This is a genomic window from Sphingobium sp. SJ10-10 (assembly GCF_036038995.2).
Classification (GTDB): Bacteria; Pseudomonadota; Alphaproteobacteria; order Sphingomonadales; family Sphingomonadaceae; genus Sphingobium.
On the sequence record NZ_CP158132.1, the window covers coordinates 1,109,614 to 1,125,608 of the forward strand.

Here is a 15,995-nt window from a genome sequence, read left to right on the forward strand (position 1 = left end):
ATCATCCGATGGACTTCGAATATTCCGACAAGGTGAAGGCGCTGCAAGCGCGACTCATCGATTTCATGGACGCCCATGTCTATCCGATCGAGAAGGAGCGCGACCATTTCCATCATAATCCGGCGAACCTGTGGAAGCGCTGGCCGGGCACGGAGGAGATCAAGGCCAAGGCCAAGGAAGCCGGTCTATGGAATCTGTTCCTGCCGCATGAATATGGCGAATGGAGTCCCGGCCTAACCAATCTGGAATATGCGCCGCTGGCCGAGATCATGGGGCGCGTGATCGGGTCGTCGGAATATTTCAACTGCTCCGCGCCCGATACCGGCAATATGGAAGTGCTGGCCCGTTACGGCACGCCGGAGCAGCAGGAGAAGTGGCTGAAACCCCTTCTCGATGGCACGATCCGCTCCTGCTATGTGATGACGGAGCCGGAGGTCGCCTCTTCGGATGCGACCAATGTCGCCACCACCATCATTGCGGACGGCGACGATTACGTCATCAACGGGCGCAAATGGTGGATTTCGGGCGCGCTCGATCCCAATACGAAGATCTTCATCCTGCTGGGGAAGACCCCCAATGACAGCCCACGCCATCAGCAGCATTCGCAGATCCTGATCCCCGCCGGTACGCCGGGTATTGAGATCATTCGCCCCCTCGACGTGTTGAACGCGGTGCATTCGCCCAGCGGCCATGCCGAGATGCTGTTCAAGGATGTGCGCGTGCCCAAGTCCAACCTCATCCTGGGCGAAGGGCGCGGGTTCGAAATCGCGCAGGGACGGCTTGGGCCGGGCCGTATCCATCACTGCATGCGGCTCATCGGGCAGGCGCAGCGGGCGCTGGAATATATGGCGCGGCGGGTGGAAAGCCGGGTCGCTTTCGGCCGCAAGCTCGCGGATCAGGGGAGCATCAGGCAGGACATCGCCCTCTCCTTCTGTGAGATCGAGCAGGCGCGGTTGCTGACGCTGAAGGCCGCCGATGCGATGGACCGCTATGGCAACAAGATCGCCAAGGACCTGATCGCCGCCATCAAGATCGTCGCACCGCGCATGACCCAGACCGTCGCGGATCGCGCCATGCAGGTGTTCGGCGGTATCGGCATTTCGAGCGATTTCCCACCCGCCGCCGCCTTCATGAACGCGCGCTATCTGCGCTTCGCGGATGGCCCGGACGAGGTCCACATGGCGCAGCTTGGCAAGCTCAAGATCGCTGAACTCAACCAATTGCCGGTGCGCTGAACTTTTTAACCGGAAAGGCGAGGAAGGATCATGCTGATGACCCCGCAGAACCAAGCCGACAGCCGGGCCAACCCCGGCCTCGGCAGTGCCTGGTGGATGGTGGCGGTTCTGTTCGGGCTGTACGTGCTGAGCTGGGTCGACCGGCTGATCGTGTCGATGCTGGTGACGCCGATCAAGGCGCATCTGCTGCTGTCCGACGTGCAGATCAGCATGATCACTTCGACCTCCTTCGCCATCTTCTATGCGGTTTTCGGGCTGCCACTCGGTTGGGCTTCGGATCGTTTTTCCCGTCGCTGGATCATCTTTGGCGGCGTGGTGATCTGGGGGATCGCGACCACGGCCTGCGGTTTCGCGCAGACCTATGAGGCGCTGCTGATCGGGCGGATTTTCGTGGGTGTGGGCGAAGCGGCGCTGCTGCCCGCCGCCTATTCGCTGATTGCCGACGCCTTTCCGCCGCGCCTGTTGACGCGGGCGACCTCGACCTTTCAGATGGCGGGCAAGGTGGGGTCGGCGACGGCCTTTGCCCTGGGGGGCGTCGCGATTGCCTTTGCGACGGCGCATACCGGCATTCATATTCCCTTTCATGGCCCCGTGCAGCCTTGGCAACTCGTCATGATGATGGTGGGCTTGCCGGGGATCATCTTCGCGCTGTTGCTGTTCACCTTTCCCGATCCGGGCCGCAGGAAGCTGCCGGGCGCGGCTTCCGTGGCGGCTTCGGGGGAAATCCGGACCTTCGTTTCGCGCAACTGGAAGCTGCTGGCGCTGATGCTTGTCGGCACCTCCTGCCTCGCCATGTGCGGCTATTCGATGACCAACTGGGTGCCCGCCTATATCGAGCGGCATTTCGGCTGGAAGCCGGTGCAATATGGCCTCGCGCTCAGCATGATGAACATCGTATCGGCCGTGTCGCTGGTGGTGAACGGCTGGATCGTCGACCGGCTTTTTTCCGGCGGCATGAAGGATGCGCATCTGCGCTTCTATAGCTGGCTGATCGTCGGTTTCCTGCCGGTCGTCGGCTATATGTTCTTCGCCACCAACGTCTATGTGTTCCTGGCCTGCTATTGCGTGGCGCAGTTCATCACCGTGCCGTTCATGGTCTATGTGTCGTCGGTCATGGGGCTGATCGCGCCCGCGACGATCCGGGCGCGGATGCTGGCCTTTTTCCTGTTCGTCTTCACCATCCTTGGCCTCGGTGCGGGGCCGGCGATCGTCGCGGCGCTGACCGAATATGTGTTCCATGACGAAGGCGCGCTGGGGCAGTCGCTCGCTGTGGTGGTGACGGTCTGTTCGGTAATCGCCTTGATCTCCTTCCGCATGGCGCTGCGCTATCTGGCGCCCGCCATTGCTTCCCGAAAGGACGTTTGATGTCTTTGACTTTAGGCGGGGTTGATCCCGCGCGTCGCGACCAGCTCGCCCTTGCCGATGAGCGGGTGACGTATGACTGGCATCAGTTGGATGAGCTGCTCAACCGGGCAGCCAATGCGCTGAATGGCCTCGACCTGACGGAGCGGCGAGTGGCGGTGTTCGCGCCCAACAGCGCCGAGACGGTGATCGCCTATGTCGCCTGTCTGGAAGCGGGCATTTCCAGCGTGCCGGTGAGCTTTCACCTGACGCCTTCGGAGGCCGCCTATATCCTGAAGGACAGCGGCGCGGTGGCGCTGCTGGTCGGGCCGGAGACGATGGAGGCCGGGCTTGCCGCAGCCGCTGAGGCTGGCGTCAAGACGGTGATCGGCTGGCGCTGCCCTGATCGTGAAGATGTCATCCATTGGGAGGACTGGATCGCGGCGGCTTCGACCGCTGAACCCGATCCTGAGGTGCCACCTTTGCCGCATCTCCACTATACGTCCGGCACCACGGGACGACCCAAGGCCACCGAGACGCCGCCGCAATATTTCCCGCGCGCTGCCACGGTGAAGGCTCTGGCCGAAGCGATCCGATCGAAGATCACGCCTTCGCCCGGCATTGCCGTGGGGCCGCTTTATCATACCGGGCCGCTCGGCATGGCGCGCAATGTCTTTGGCGGCATGAGCCTCATCACGGTGGAGCATTTCGACGCCGAAAAGACGCTGGCGCTGATCGAAAAATATAAGGTCGCAGGCTCCGTGATGGTGCCGACCCATTTCCAGCGGATGCTGGCGCTGCCCGAGGAGGTGCGCGCCAAATATGATGTGTCGAGCATCCAGCGGCTCGCCCATACCGGCGCAGCCTGCCCGCGTGCGGTGAAGCAGGCGATGATCGACTGGTTCGGGCCGGTGCTGGTGGAGGCCTATGGCGGGACCGAGGCGGGATCGACCACCTACATCACCTCACAGGAATGGCTGGAGCGGCCGGGGTCTGTCGGCAAGGCGCTCCCGCCTTTCGAGACGGAGATTTACGGTGAGGACGGAAAGGTTCTGGGGCCGAATGAGGTCGGGCAGGTCTATTTCCGCGACACCAGCGGCCATGGCATCGTCTATCGCGGCGACCCGGAAAAGACCGCCGCTGCCCATATCGCGCCGGGCGTCTTTACGCTGGGCGAGATGGGCTATGTCGATGAGGAGGGCTATCTCTTCATCACCGACCGCGTGTCCGACATGATCGTAAGCGGCGGGGTGAACATCTATCCCGCCGAGTCCGAGCATGTGCTGCTGCGCCATCCCAAGGTGGCGGATGTGGCCGTGGTTGCCGCGCCCAATGCGGAAATGGGCGAGGAAGCGCGGGCGCTGGTCATTCCCAAGGATGCGGGCGATCCGCCGACGGCTGAGGAACTCAACGCCTTCTGCCGCGCCAACCTCGCCGGTTACAAATGCCCGCGCGGTTACGAGATGGTGGATGATATCGGCCGCACCGTCATGGGCAAGGTCAACAAGAAGGCGCTGCGCCAGCGCTTCTGGCCTTCCGATCGCACCATCGGGGGTTGAGCTTCATGCGTTTTGTCTTGCCCTTGCTGCTGTTGCTCGCCGCCTGCGCGCCTTCGGACGTGGCGAAGCGCGATGGGAGCGACTGGCCGGGCTATGGCGGGATCGATGAGAACCATTACAGCCCGCTCACGCAGATCAACGACCGCAATGTAGGGAAGCTGAAGCTCGCCTGGTATCATGACATTACGGGCGGCGGGGCGAGCCTGTCCGCGCCCATCGCGGTGGATGGCATCGTCTATTATGCATCCGGCTACAGCGTCATCCATGCGCTGGATGCCGCGACCGGGCGGGAACTCTGGACCTATGACCCGCAAAGCTGGAAGGTCGCGGGGCAGAAGATGCGCGCCGCATGGGGCATCAGGGGCATCGCCTATGACAATGGCATGGTCTTTACCGGGACCATCGACGGGCGGCTGATCGCGATCAACGCCAAGTCCGGCCATCCCGTCTGGACCGCGCAGACCATCGGCAAGGATGACGAGCGCTATGTCACCGGCGCGCCATGGGTGTTCAAGGGCAAGGTCATCATCGGCCATGGCGGAGCGGACTTCGCACCGATCCGGGGCTATGTGACCGCCTATGACCAGCGGACGGGGAAGCAGCTCTGGCGTTTCTACACCGTGCCGGGCGATCCGAAGCTGGGGTTCGAAAACAAGGCGATGGCGATGGCCGCCCGGACGTGGACCGGCCAGTGGTGGAAATATGGCGGCGGCGGGACGGCGTGGAACGCCATGGCCTATGACCCCAAATATAATCGTATCTATATCGGCATCGGCAATGGTTCTCCGTGGAACCAGAAGATCAGGTCGCCGGGTGGCGGGGATAATCTGTTCCTCTGCTCCATCGTCGCGCTGGACGCCGATACGGGGGAATATGTCTGGCATTATCAGACCAATCCCGGCGAGACATGGGACTTCAACAGCGCGATGGATATCGAGCTGACCCGGCTCACCATTGGCGGGAAAGAGCGCGATGTGCTGATGCACGCGCCGAAAAACGGCTTCTTCTATGTAATCGACCGGGAGACGGGGAAGCTGATCTCCGCCCGCAACATCGTGCCCGTCAACTGGGCGAGCGGCATCGATATCAAGAGCGGGCGGCCGATCGAGAATCCGGCGGCGCGCTATCCGGGCGGCAAGGCGGCGATCGTCTACCCCTCCCCCTTCGGCGCGCATAATATCGAGGCGATGTCGTTCAATCCGGGGACCGGCCTCGTCTATATCCCGACCATGGATCAGGGGCGGGTCTATATCGATCCGGCCGAGTCCTTGCAGGGCTGGAAGCATCTGAACGGCCAGCGGATCAGTGTCGGCACGGGCGCGCCGCCTCCGAACGTGGTGCCGGATCGGCCCGCGACCAGCTTCCTGCTCGCCTGGAACCCGGTGACGCAGAGCGAGGCGTGGCGCGTGCCGATGCAGGGCATTCGCGGTGGCGGCGGCACGGCAACCACTGCGGGCAATCTGCTGTTTCAGGGAAATGCGGCGGGCAAGTTCGTCGCCTATGCCGCGAATAGCGGGAAGCCGCTCTGGTCCTTCGATGCGCAGACAGCCGTGATGGCGCAGCCGATCACCTATCGGGCACGCGGCAAGCAATATGTGACGGTGATTGCGGGATCGCGTTTCCCCAGCGCCACCGGCATGGGACATGAATGGAACTACCGCACCCAGCAATGGCGCGTCCTCACCTTCTCGCTTGATGGCAAGGCTGCTTTGCCATCGGTGCAGCCCGTCGAAACGCCGGTCATCGACATGCCCGATTTCGCCGTCGATCCTGCCAAGGCCTCCCTCGGCGCGACCGTTTTCGGCCAGCGCTGCTCCATCTGCCATGGCGCCAATGCGGTGTCGGGCGGCATGGCGCCGGACCTGCTCCAGTCCGGCGTACCGCTCGACAAGGCCAGTTTCGAAGAAGTGCTGCACAAAGGCATCCTGCGCGAACGAGGCATGCCGCGCTTCGAGGAACTGACCGACGCCGAAATCAACAGTCTGCAACATTATTTCCGCCAACGCGCCCGCGAGGTTTTGGCAGCGCAAGCCGCTGCCAAGCCGGGCGCCCAGACACATAGAGGCTTGAATGAAGGTCAATGACGTCGTCACCTATGAGGTGGAAGGCCCAATCGCGGTCATCACGGTCAACTCGCCGCCGGTGAACGCGCTTTCCAATGCCGTGAGACAGGGCGTCGCGGGCGCGGTGCAGACGGCCATCGGCGATAGCGAGGTCGGCGCGATGGTACTTGTCTGCGAAGGAAGAACCTTCTTCGCAGGGGCCGAGATCAGCGAACTGGGCAAGCCGCCGGTCGAGCCGACCCTGCGCAATCTCCAGTTGGTTGTCGAAAATGCGTCCAAGCCGGTGATCGCCGCCATCCATGGCACGGCGCTGGGCGGCGGTCTAGAACTGGCGTTGGTGGCGCATTATCGCATTGCCGTGCCTTCGGCCAAATGCGGGCTGCCCGAAGTCAATCTGGGCCTGCTGCCCGGCGCTGGCGGTACGCAGCGTCTGCCTCGCATCGTCGGGGTGGAGAAGGCTTTGGATCTCATCACCTCCGGCGCCCCGATAGGTGCCAAGGCTGCGATGGAGATGGGCCTCGTCGATGAACTGGCGACGGAGGGCAATCTGCGCGCCGACGCCATCGCCTTTGCGAGTCGGGTGCAGGACGAGAAGCGCCCGCTGCTCAAGGTCCGCGACCGCACCGAAAAGCTGGACGAAGCGCGCGGCAAGCCGGAAATCTTCGCTGACTTCCGCAAGGCCAATGCCAGGAAATTCCGTGGCTTCAAGGCGCCCGAACATATCATCCGCTGCATCGAGGGTGCGCTGGAAAAGCCCTTCGACGAGGGCATGGTCTATGAGCGCGAACTGTTCAATGAGCTTCAGGAGGACAGCCAGTCCGCCGCTCAACGCCATGTCTTCTTCGCAGAACGGCAGGCGGCCAAGATCGACGGCATTCCCGCCGACACGCCCATCCTGCCAATCCAGAAGGTCGGTGTGATCGGCGCGGGCACCATGGGCGGCGGCATTGCGATGAACTTCGCCAATGCCGGCATTCCCGTGACCCTCGTGGAGACGAACGAAGAAGCGCTGTTCCGGGGTCTGCGCATCATTCGCGGCAATTATGAAACCACCGCGAAGAAGGGCAAGATGAAGCCCGAGGATGTCGACAGCCGCATGGGACTGCTGACCGGATCGGTAGTGATGGAGGATCTGGCCGACTGCGACCTGATCATTGAGGCAGTGTTCGAAAATCTCGACGTTAAGCGCGAGGTGTTCGCCAAGCTCGACAAGATCGCCAAGCCCGGCGCGATCCTGGCCACCAACACCAGCTATCTCGACATTGACGATATCGCCGCCGCCACCCAGCGGCCGGAGAGCGTCGTCGGCCTGCACTTCTTCTCGCCCGCCAATGTGATGAAGCTGCTGGAGGTCGTTCGCACCAAGGACACCAAGCCCGAAATCACTGTCACCGCCATGAAACTCGCCAAGACCATCGGCAAGATCGGCGTGCTGGTCGGCAATGGTTTCGGCTTTGTCGGCAACCGCATCCTCAACGCCCGCAACGGTCAGGCGGATCGCTTGGTGCTGGAGGGCGCAACGCCCTGGGCGGTGGACAAGGTGCTGTACGACTTCGGCTTTGCCATGGGGCATTTCCAGATGCGCGATCTGGTCGGTCTTGACGTCGGCTGGAACCGGGACGCGACCAGTTCCGCCAATGTGCGGGAAATCCTCAATGAAATGGGCCGCCATGGGCAGAAGACGAAGGGCGGCTATTATGACTATGACGAGAACCGCAAGCAGACGCCCTCCCCCATCGCCATGCAGGTCATCGAGGATTTCGCCGCGAAGCAGGGCATCGCCCGGCGCGAAGTGAGTGAAGGGGAAATCCACGACCGCATCCTCTTTGCCATGGTGAATGAGGGTGCGCGCATCCTCGACGAAGGCATCGCCTCGCGGGCGTCGGACGTCGATATCGTCTGGATCACCGGTTACGGCTGGCCGAAATATCGCGGCGGGCCGATGTTCTGGGCGGATTTGCAGGGACTTCCCGTGGTGCTGGAGAAGCTGAAGGCGCTGGAAGCCGCCCATGGCGAGGCATTCAAGCCCTCCCCGCTGATCGAACGGCTGGTGGCGCAAGGCAAGGGGTTCAAGGACGCATGACGCTTCAGACTAGAATTGGGGGCAATCGCATCGCCATCACAGGGGTCGGTGAAACCCCCTTCCTGCGTAAAGGCGAGGAAGGGGTCATGAAGATGATGACCCGCGCTAGCCTCGCGGCGATTGCCGATGCGGGCCTGACGCCGAAGGACATCGACGGCTATATCTCCAACAAATATGCGGGCCATGGGTCGGACGAAGTCGCCTTTGCCATCGGCGCGGGGGAGAAGCGCTTTTGCGCCACGACCGACAGCGTCGGCGGCACGGCGACATCGGGGCAGGCGCTGCAACTGGCGCAGATGGCGATCGAGGCGGGTTTGGCGCGCCATGTGCTGGTGCCCTATGCGATCCAGTCGACCAAGCCGGGCGGCGTCTATGGCTTCCATGCGCGCGAGCCGCAAAAGGCGGGGATCGAGATGCCGGTCGGCTTCTTCGGCCAGCCCACTTATTTCGCGACCATGGCCAACCGCTATGCCCATGAATATGGCATGACGGAGGAGGAGCAGGCCGCCATCCCGATGACCTATCGGGCTTGGGCGGTGCTGACGCCGAGCGCGCAGCGGCGCGATCCGATGGACCTCGCCGCCTATCGCCAGTCGCCCATGATCTCGACGCCGCTCAGGGCAGCGGACTGCTGCCTCACCACCGATGGCGGCGGCGCCTATGTGGTGAGCGCCATCGAGGAAGCGCGGGACATGCCGCACCCGGTGGTGAGCGTGCGGGGGTTGGGCCTTGGCTTCAACAACTGGCCGCAGGGGGTGCTGTTTACCCAGACACCCTGCACCTACGACTTCCCCGGCGAGGTTTCCGCGAAGCTCGCTTATGCCATGGCGGGCTGCGATCCCAAAGATTTGGACCTCGCGCAGATTTATGACGGCTTCACTATCTCCGCACTGGTGCAGACCGAGATGCTGGGTCTGTGCGAGCGGGGCGAAGGGCCGCGCTTCTATGCGGCGGGGCATGGGATGCCAGGCGGGCGGATGCCGATCAACACCAGCGGCGGGCATATGTCGGGCGGCTATGTGCCGGGCATGAACCTGCTGATCGAGGCGGTGCGGCAATTGCGCGGGCAGGAAGGCGATCGGCAGGTGCCGAATGCGAAGCTCTGCGCCGTCGCGGGTCTGGGCGGCAATAATCATTCCACCACCATATTGGCGCGGAGCTGATCCATGGGCATTCCGATATATCCTCCCAAGATCGAGGATCCGCTGTTCCAGGGCTATTATGACGGGCTGGAAGCGGGCGAGCTGCGCATCACCGCCGACGCCGAGACGGGCGAGTGGATATGGTATCCGCCCGAGGTCATTCCCGGAAAGCCCGACGCAGTGCTGGAATGGCGCCCGGTTTCGCCGGAGGGCAGCGCCTACACCTTTACCACCGTCATCCGCAGCCTGCTGCCCGGCGATCATAAGGCGGAAGTGCCCTTCACCGTCGTCCTGTTCGAGCCGGATGATGCGCCCGGCGTGCGCGTGCCGGGCCTGCTGATTGATGCCGAGGGGATCGAACCTCGCTGCGGGATGCGGCTGCGTTTCCGGGCTGTGCAGGCGGGAGATCACAAGATTGCGGGCTTCGCTCCCCTTGGTTGAGGAACGCCTCATGGAAATGGGCCGCCGCGAACTCTTGTTGGGCGGGGCGGCCATGGCTCTTGCCGGTTGCGCGGGATCGGCAGGGATCGGCCAGCCCCACCCGCCAAAGCCGCTGGGCCTTGCCGACTTCACGCTGGTTCGGGGCAATCTGGACGCGCCCGAAGGCATAGCGAGCAGTCCCGATGGCCGCCTGTTCATCTCCAATGGCGGCGGTGCCATCGGCGTGCTGGAGCCCGGCGGCACTCTGCGCCAGATCGGCAAGGCGCTGGCGCCCAATGGTGTGGCGGTCGACCGGGAAGGTCGCGTCATCGTCGCCAATATGGGCCTGCTCAACAAGGGGCCGGGGCCGTTGCAGCGGATCGATGTCGCGACGGGCACGGTCGAGACTCTGGTGTCGGAACTGGAGGGGCGGCAACTGGTCGCCTCCAACGGCCCGGCGACGGCGCGCAATGGCGACATTTATTGCACGCACAGCACATGGGGACCGCTTGGCAATATCGGCACGACCACGCCTTCAGGTTTCATCTACAGGGTCGCGCCGGACGGCAAGGCATCGATCGTCGCCCGCGATCTTCGTGGAGCGAACGGCCTCTGCCTCGACCGCGAGGAGCGCTTCGTTTATGCCTCGCTGACCGCCGAAGGGCGCATAAGGCGCTGGCGGCGGCAGGCGGATGGGTCGCTTACCGATCCGCAGGATTATGGTCCGCTCTTGGGAGTCGTGGTCCCCGACCATCAAGCGAAGGACATTCGCGCCATGCCCGCTTCGGATCGCGCAGAGCTTGGCTATTGCGACGGCATCGCTTTCGATCAGGCGGGCAATCTCTGGGTGACGCTGCCCTTCGCCAACCGGATCGTCGCGATCACGCCCGACGGGCGGAAGGTCGACATCATCCACGATCCTGAAGGGAAGATGCTCTCCAGCCCCACCAATCTCTGCTGGGGTGGCGCTGACCTACGCGACCTCTATGTCGTGTCGCGGGCCAGTGGGATGGTGGTGAAAGCGCACACGGATGTTGCCGCCCTTCCGCTAGCCAACTGGCCGGTCAGTTCGGCATCTCGATCACGACCTTGCCCAGCGCCTTGCGATCCATGATCCAGCGGATCGCCTCGGCGCCCTGCTCGAAGGCGAAATGGCGGCTGATCTCCGGTCGTAGTGCACCCGCCTCATACCATTGATAAAGCTGCTCGATATTGGCGGCGTTGACCTCTTTGTCCCTGGCAAGAAAGGCGCCCCAGAACACGCCGACGATCGCCGCTCCCTTCACCAGCGGCAGGTTGAGCGGAATGGCCGGAATATCACCCGCCGCAAAGCCGATCACCAGATAGCGCCCATCCCAGGCGATGGTGCGAAAAGCCGGGTCAGCCAGCGCTCCGCCGACCGGATCATAAATGACGTCCGCGCCCTTGCCGCCGGTCAGTTCCTTGACCGCCGCTTTCAGATCGGCGGTCGCATAGTTGACCGTCTCGTCCGCCCCATGCGCCCGCGCCAAGGCCAGCTTTTCCTCGGAGGAAGCGGCGGCGATCACCCGCGCGCCCATCTGCTTGCCGATTTCCACGGCCACTAGGCCAACGCCACCCGCTGCGCCCAACACCAGCAATGTCTCGCCCGCCTGCAAACTCCCCCGCTGCCTGAGCGCATGAAGCGATGTCCCGTAAACCATCGTAAAGCCAGAAGCGACATCGAACGGCATGGCATCGGGTATGGCGAAACAGCGCGCCGCCGGAACCACCACCTCTTCCGCAAAGGCGCCCCAGGTCGTCATCGCCGCAACCCGATCGCCCACGCGCAGCCCTGTCACGCCCTCACCCACCGCATCCACCACGCCCGCCGCCTCGCTGCCGGGGCTGAAGGGCAAGGGCGGCTTGGTCTGGTAGAGATTCTGGATGATGAGGCCGTCCGGGAAGTTGACGCTCGCCGCCTTCACCCGCAGTCGCACCTCGCCCGGTCCCGGTTCGGGTGAGGGCGTATCCCGCAACACCAGATCCTCGGGCGGCCCATGATGCTCGCACATCAGCGCGCGCATGGATCAGCTCCCCAAATATTGCTGGCGCATCCTGTAATAATCGTCGCTCGGATATTTCTCGCTATGCTGGCCTGCAGGCCATTGCCCATAGGTGGTTTCCGACGGGAAAGCCGGAGAGGTATAGTCGGAAAGCCCTCGGCGGCGAATGATCTTCCATTCGCCATTGCGTCGTTCGAGATCGTCAAGATAGCGCCCCTGAAAAAAGACATCTTCCTCCCCGCTGCCATCTTTCCGGTCGCGGCGATGCTGGGCAAAATAATAGCATTCGGAAAAGGCCTTATCGCCCTTCACCTCGACCGAGACATTGGAGATATGATGGCACGCATATTTGAGGGCAGAAACGATCTTGAAGGCGAAGCCGACGAAATCCGAGGACTTGCCCTCGAACTTCCCATGTTTGTGCGTCGATTCCGGCCAGAACAGCGAGCGCAGCAACGCTTCATCCGCCCGGTCATTGGCTCTGGCATAGGCATAGAGCAGTTCGGTGATCGCCTGCTTGGATTCGATCACGTCCAGACGATCGGCCATGCTCATCGGCTTACCCTTCCCTTTCGCGGTCGCAGCTGAGGCCTGCCCCACGGCCGCCAAGCCAAAGGGCACGGCCAGCATCGCAGCCAGCGTTCCGCGACGATTTTGCTCTTCCATGCTCATTCTCCCGGCATTTCCAGTAGGCCCGGCTCAGCCTTGAGGCGTGGCAGGACTTCCTTTTCGAACAGGCGCAGGCTGCGCCAGGAGACTTCAGGATCAAGCCCGCCTAGCAGCGCGTGGAACGTGACCGCCGTGCCGCGCCCCAAACCCTTCAGATAAGCGAAACATTCGTCCGGCGTCAGCACCTTGATATTGGGCATGGCCTTGAGGCCTTCGATCGTCTCGGCGGGCTGATAGCGGGTCTGGCCGGTGCCCCGCTCCTTGGCCCATTCGGCATAGGCGTTGGTCGCATAAGCGACATGCGGCGCGACCAGCGGCCAGTCGCGGTCGGGGTCGTCCGAGACATAGAGGAAGCTCGCCGCAGGCTTGCGCAGTTCCTCCGGTGGCCCGAAACCGGCCTTTGCGCGCTCTTCCTTGTAGAGCGTGAACAGGTCGGGATGGCCGGGGAAATATTGATAGCCACCCTTGGCCGCACGGATGGCGGATTTGTCGGTCGAGCCGCCCATGTAGATTTTCGGGCCGCCGGGGGTTGCTGGCGCGGGCGTCACGCGGACGGTGCGGCCACGATATTCGAAAGGCTCGCCGGTCCACGCGTTTTTGAGCGTCGCCATCGCCTCGTTCATGATGGCGAGCCGCTTGGTGATGTCGCGGTCGAACATTTCGAACTCATGCGGGCGATAGCCCATGCCCGCCGTCAGCCAGATGCGGCCCGGCGCGATATTGTCGAGGACAGCCAGGTCTTCAGCCAGACGCAACGGATCGTGCATCGTCACCACCAGCGCCGACAGGTGCGCGACGATCCGGTCCGTCGCGCCCAGAATCGAGGCCGCCTGGATCATGGAGGATGGGCAATAGCCGCCTTCCGCACCATGATGTTCGGCCAGGAAAACCTGCGTGAAGCCCAGTCTGTCGGCCCATTGCGCCTGCTCGATGGCGGTGCGGTACAGCACGGGATGCGGCGCGCCGAAATCCGGGCGATTCATGTCGTAGCGAAGGTTGAGTTGCACCTTTGCGTTCCTCTCTTGTCTATTCTGTCAGGCGGCCGAAACGCGGGATTGGATACGGCCTGTGACGTCCGCTGCCTGCATCGCCTTGCGGCTTTCGATCAGGGCGTCGATCTCACTGTCCGAATAGCCGATCTCGCCCAATATCTGCCTTGTATGCTCGCCCAAGCGCGGTGCGGAACCCTTGGCGAAGCTGGGTGTGCGGCTGAAATGGATGAAGCTGCCGAACTGGCGGACATGGCCGTACATGGAGTCGAAATTCTCGATCACCCGGTTGCTTGTCGTCGCCCAATCCTGCCACAGCGCCTCGCGCACCCAGCTCGTTTCGCGAGCGATTTCACTGGGCGCTCCGGCGGCTTCGAGAAGCGCGTGGGAATCTGCGCTGCTCTTGTCCGCGAACCAGGGCTTGAGCGCCTCCAGCAGCACCACGTCGTTGGCCGAACGGTCGCGCGCCGTGGCGAAGCGGGGATCGCTCAACCATTGCTCCTGCCCGACCGCCTTGGCGAGCGCTGCGAAACGCTCGTCCGACCGGCAGGATATGCAGAGCCAACCATCGCTGGTCCGGTAAATCCGGTCGAGCGCGTTGAAGCCCGCCTGTTCCTTGTCCAGCCGGAAGCCGTAAACGACCTTTTTGTGGGCATCGAGGAAATGTTCGGAGGTCGTCCACAGGCTCGAATGGAGCTGCGGAATCTCCATATAGTCGCCCTTGCCGGAGACGGAGCGATGTTCGAGGCCCATCAAAATGCCCGCCGCGCCGAGGAAGCCATTATTATAATCCTCATTGCCGAAGACCGCGCGGGTCGGCGGATTGCCTGCGCCGCCGCCTTCATAGAGCAGGCCGGTCCAGCCCGACACCAAGGGCGCGAAGCTCTTGAGCAGCGACTTCGGCCCCTTGGAGCCATAGCCGGGCAGATAGACATAAATGAGGCGCGGGTTGAGCTTCGACAGCGCCTCATAGCCGATGCCGAGCTTGTCGGCCTTGCCGGGGCGCAGGTTGTGTGTGACAACATCCGCCGTCGCCACCAGTTTCAGCGCCGCCTCCAGCGCTTCGGGGTCTTTAAGATTGAGGACGATATCGCGCTTGCCGCGCTGCGCCGCGTCGAAACAGTCGGGCAGCGGGCGCATCTGGTCGCCGCCGGGAGTTTCCACCTTGATGACGTCCGCGCCCAGATCGGACAAAAGACGGCCGCCATAACCGACCGCGAAGAAGGAGGAGAAGTCCACCACCTTAATACCTTCGAGCGGTCGGCCGAGCGGCTTTCCATCGGCGGCGAGCGCAGCGCGGCGGCGAGCGATCAGGTCAGCCAACGCGGCATTGTCTGCCCCCACTTCCGGCGCGGGCCGGGGTGCGGCGCAAGGGGCATTGGTCATGCGCACGGCAGGCGCGGCCTGATAGATGGTGCCGAAATCCTTGTCCGGCATCGAAATGCGCTGGCCGACAAATTCCACCTGATCGTCGAGCAGCACTTCTGCCGGTTCCAGCACCGGCAACGCCGCCACGTCCGCCGCCTGGAAGAGCGAAATCCATTCGGCGCGCGGCTTGGTCTTAAAGGCGTCGAAAATCTCGACGCGGGCGATTTGATATTCGTCGTCGGTAAGCGGCACCGACATCTCCGGCGCGGTTACGGTCTGGATGCGGTCGCCAAAGCCCAGCACATCCATCGCTGCTTTGAAGCCGCCCTGCCCGCCGGTGTGCATCTGAAGGAAAAGGCCGTCGCCGCATTCGAACATGCCAGTGGCAAGACGGGTTTTCCCGAAGCGATCCACAGCGCCGGAATCGCCAGCCTTGATGTAGCTGATGCCCTCTTCCTGCCACCAATTGTTCATCGGGGATTGGGCGATCATGGCATCCAGCAGCGACGCCTCGACCCGCTGCCCGTGGCCGATATGGCGGCGGGCACGCACAGCCGAAAGAGCGCCGATCACGCCCAGAAAGGCCTGCCCATAATGCAGCGCCGGATGGCCGAGATAGACCGGTCCGGGACGGAAGCTACTGGACCGATCGATCATCGTCCCCAGCAGCGCGGCGGCCAGCGATTCCCCATGCGGCCGACCGGCAAAAGGCGTGTCCGCGCCATAGGCAGTCAGCGCGCAGACGACCAGTTCGGGGAAATCCCGGGCAAGGCTCTCGCCATCCAGGCCAAGCGCTGCGGCGTCCTTTTCCTCAAGCGCGTGGATGAAGATGTCCGCCCCTTCCAGCAGGTCTCGCAGCGATTGCAGCCCCTCCGCCTCGCGCACATCGAGTTCGACGCTGCGCTTCGAGCGGTCCCAGGCCTTGCGGCTCAGATCATGGGCGAAGAAGGCGCCGCCCTTGGGCTCCACCTTCAGCACGTCGGCGCCATGGTCGGCAAGCAGCATGGCGGCAATGGCGACAGGCATTTGATCCGCCAGTTCAATGACGGTCAGATGATCCAGGGGACCGGGCATCTCATCACTCCTATGACGGGCGAGGCCC

The 15,995-nt window shown here is 63.3% G+C and carries 12 protein-coding genes; 8 read left to right on the plus strand and 4 right to left on the minus strand.

All coding sequences use genetic code 11. The features are described 5' to 3' along the window. Window positions 1-8: 8 nt before the first annotated feature. The 8 genes from VVT58_RS05325 to VVT58_RS05360 are packed head-to-tail and all read left to right on the plus strand — an operon-like array spanning window position 9 to window position 10,957. Window positions 9-1,235, plus strand: a complete 1,227-nt coding sequence (locus VVT58_RS05325; RefSeq protein WP_327754641.1) for an acyl-CoA dehydrogenase family protein — start codon at window positions 9-11, stop codon at window positions 1,233-1,235. 30 nt (window positions 1,236-1,265) lie between these two features. Beyond that, entirely contained in the window at window positions 1,266-2,600 is a 1,335-nt protein-coding gene (locus VVT58_RS05330) for an MFS transporter (RefSeq protein ID WP_327754640.1), read from the plus strand. Next, window positions 2,600-4,135 carry an AMP-binding protein gene (locus VVT58_RS05335; protein WP_327754638.1) on the plus strand — a complete coding sequence of 512 codons (1,536 nt, stop codon included), beginning with the start codon at window positions 2,600-2,602 and terminating at the stop codon, window positions 4,133-4,135. Before VVT58_RS05330 ends, VVT58_RS05335 begins: the two co-directional genes overlap by 1 nt. 5 nt (window positions 4,136-4,140) lie before the next feature. Continuing rightward, window positions 4,141-6,219: a PQQ-dependent dehydrogenase, methanol/ethanol family gene (locus VVT58_RS05340; protein ID WP_327754637.1), complete on the plus strand. Its 2,079-nt coding sequence runs from the start codon at window positions 4,141-4,143 to the stop codon at window positions 6,217-6,219. Continuing rightward, entirely contained in the window at window positions 6,206-8,281 is a 2,076-nt protein-coding gene (locus tag VVT58_RS05345) for a 3-hydroxyacyl-CoA dehydrogenase NAD-binding domain-containing protein (RefSeq protein WP_327754636.1), read from the plus strand. The genes VVT58_RS05340 and VVT58_RS05345 overlap by 14 nt, the downstream gene beginning before the upstream one ends. After that, window positions 8,278-9,444: a thiolase family protein gene (locus VVT58_RS05350; RefSeq protein ID WP_327754635.1), complete on the plus strand. Its 1,167-nt coding sequence runs from the start codon at window positions 8,278-8,280 to the stop codon at window positions 9,442-9,444. Before VVT58_RS05345 ends, VVT58_RS05350 begins: the two co-directional genes overlap by 4 nt. Before the next feature lie 3 nt (window positions 9,445-9,447). Continuing rightward, window positions 9,448-9,864 carry an OB-fold domain-containing protein gene (locus tag VVT58_RS05355; RefSeq protein ID WP_327754634.1) on the plus strand — a complete coding sequence of 139 codons (417 nt, stop codon included), beginning with the start codon at window positions 9,448-9,450 and terminating at the stop codon, window positions 9,862-9,864. A gap of 10 nt (window positions 9,865-9,874) precedes the next feature. Continuing rightward, window positions 9,875-10,957, plus strand: a complete 1,083-nt coding sequence (locus VVT58_RS05360) for an SMP-30/gluconolactonase/LRE family protein (RefSeq protein ID WP_327754633.1) — start codon at window positions 9,875-9,877, stop codon at window positions 10,955-10,957. On the opposite strand, the gene VVT58_RS05365 is transcribed toward VVT58_RS05360, so the two are convergent. Genes VVT58_RS05365 through VVT58_RS05380 form a run of 4 tightly spaced genes read right to left on the minus strand, consistent with a single transcriptional unit; the run spans window position 10,908 to window position 15,967 of the window. Continuing rightward, window positions 10,908-11,888: an NADPH:quinone oxidoreductase family protein gene (locus VVT58_RS05365; RefSeq protein ID WP_327754632.1), complete on the minus strand. Its 981-nt coding sequence runs from the start codon at window positions 11,886-11,888 to the stop codon at window positions 10,908-10,910. The two genes, VVT58_RS05360 and VVT58_RS05365, sit on opposite strands and share 50 nt — an antisense overlap. Window positions 11,889-11,891: 3 nt before the next feature. After that, window positions 11,892-12,533 carry a nuclear transport factor 2 family protein gene (locus VVT58_RS05370; RefSeq protein WP_327754631.1) on the minus strand — a complete coding sequence of 214 codons (642 nt, stop codon included), beginning with the start codon at window positions 12,531-12,533 and terminating at the stop codon, window positions 11,892-11,894. 2 nt (window positions 12,534-12,535) lie between these two features. After that, window positions 12,536-13,543, minus strand: a complete 1,008-nt coding sequence (locus VVT58_RS05375) for an LLM class flavin-dependent oxidoreductase (protein ID WP_066557376.1) — start codon at window positions 13,541-13,543, stop codon at window positions 12,536-12,538. A gap of 27 nt (window positions 13,544-13,570) precedes the next feature. Then, on the minus strand, window positions 13,571-15,967 hold the full coding sequence (locus tag VVT58_RS05380) for a CoA transferase (protein WP_327754630.1): 2,397 nt from the start codon (window positions 15,965-15,967) through the stop codon (window positions 13,571-13,573). Window positions 15,968-15,995: the final 28 nt, after the last annotated feature.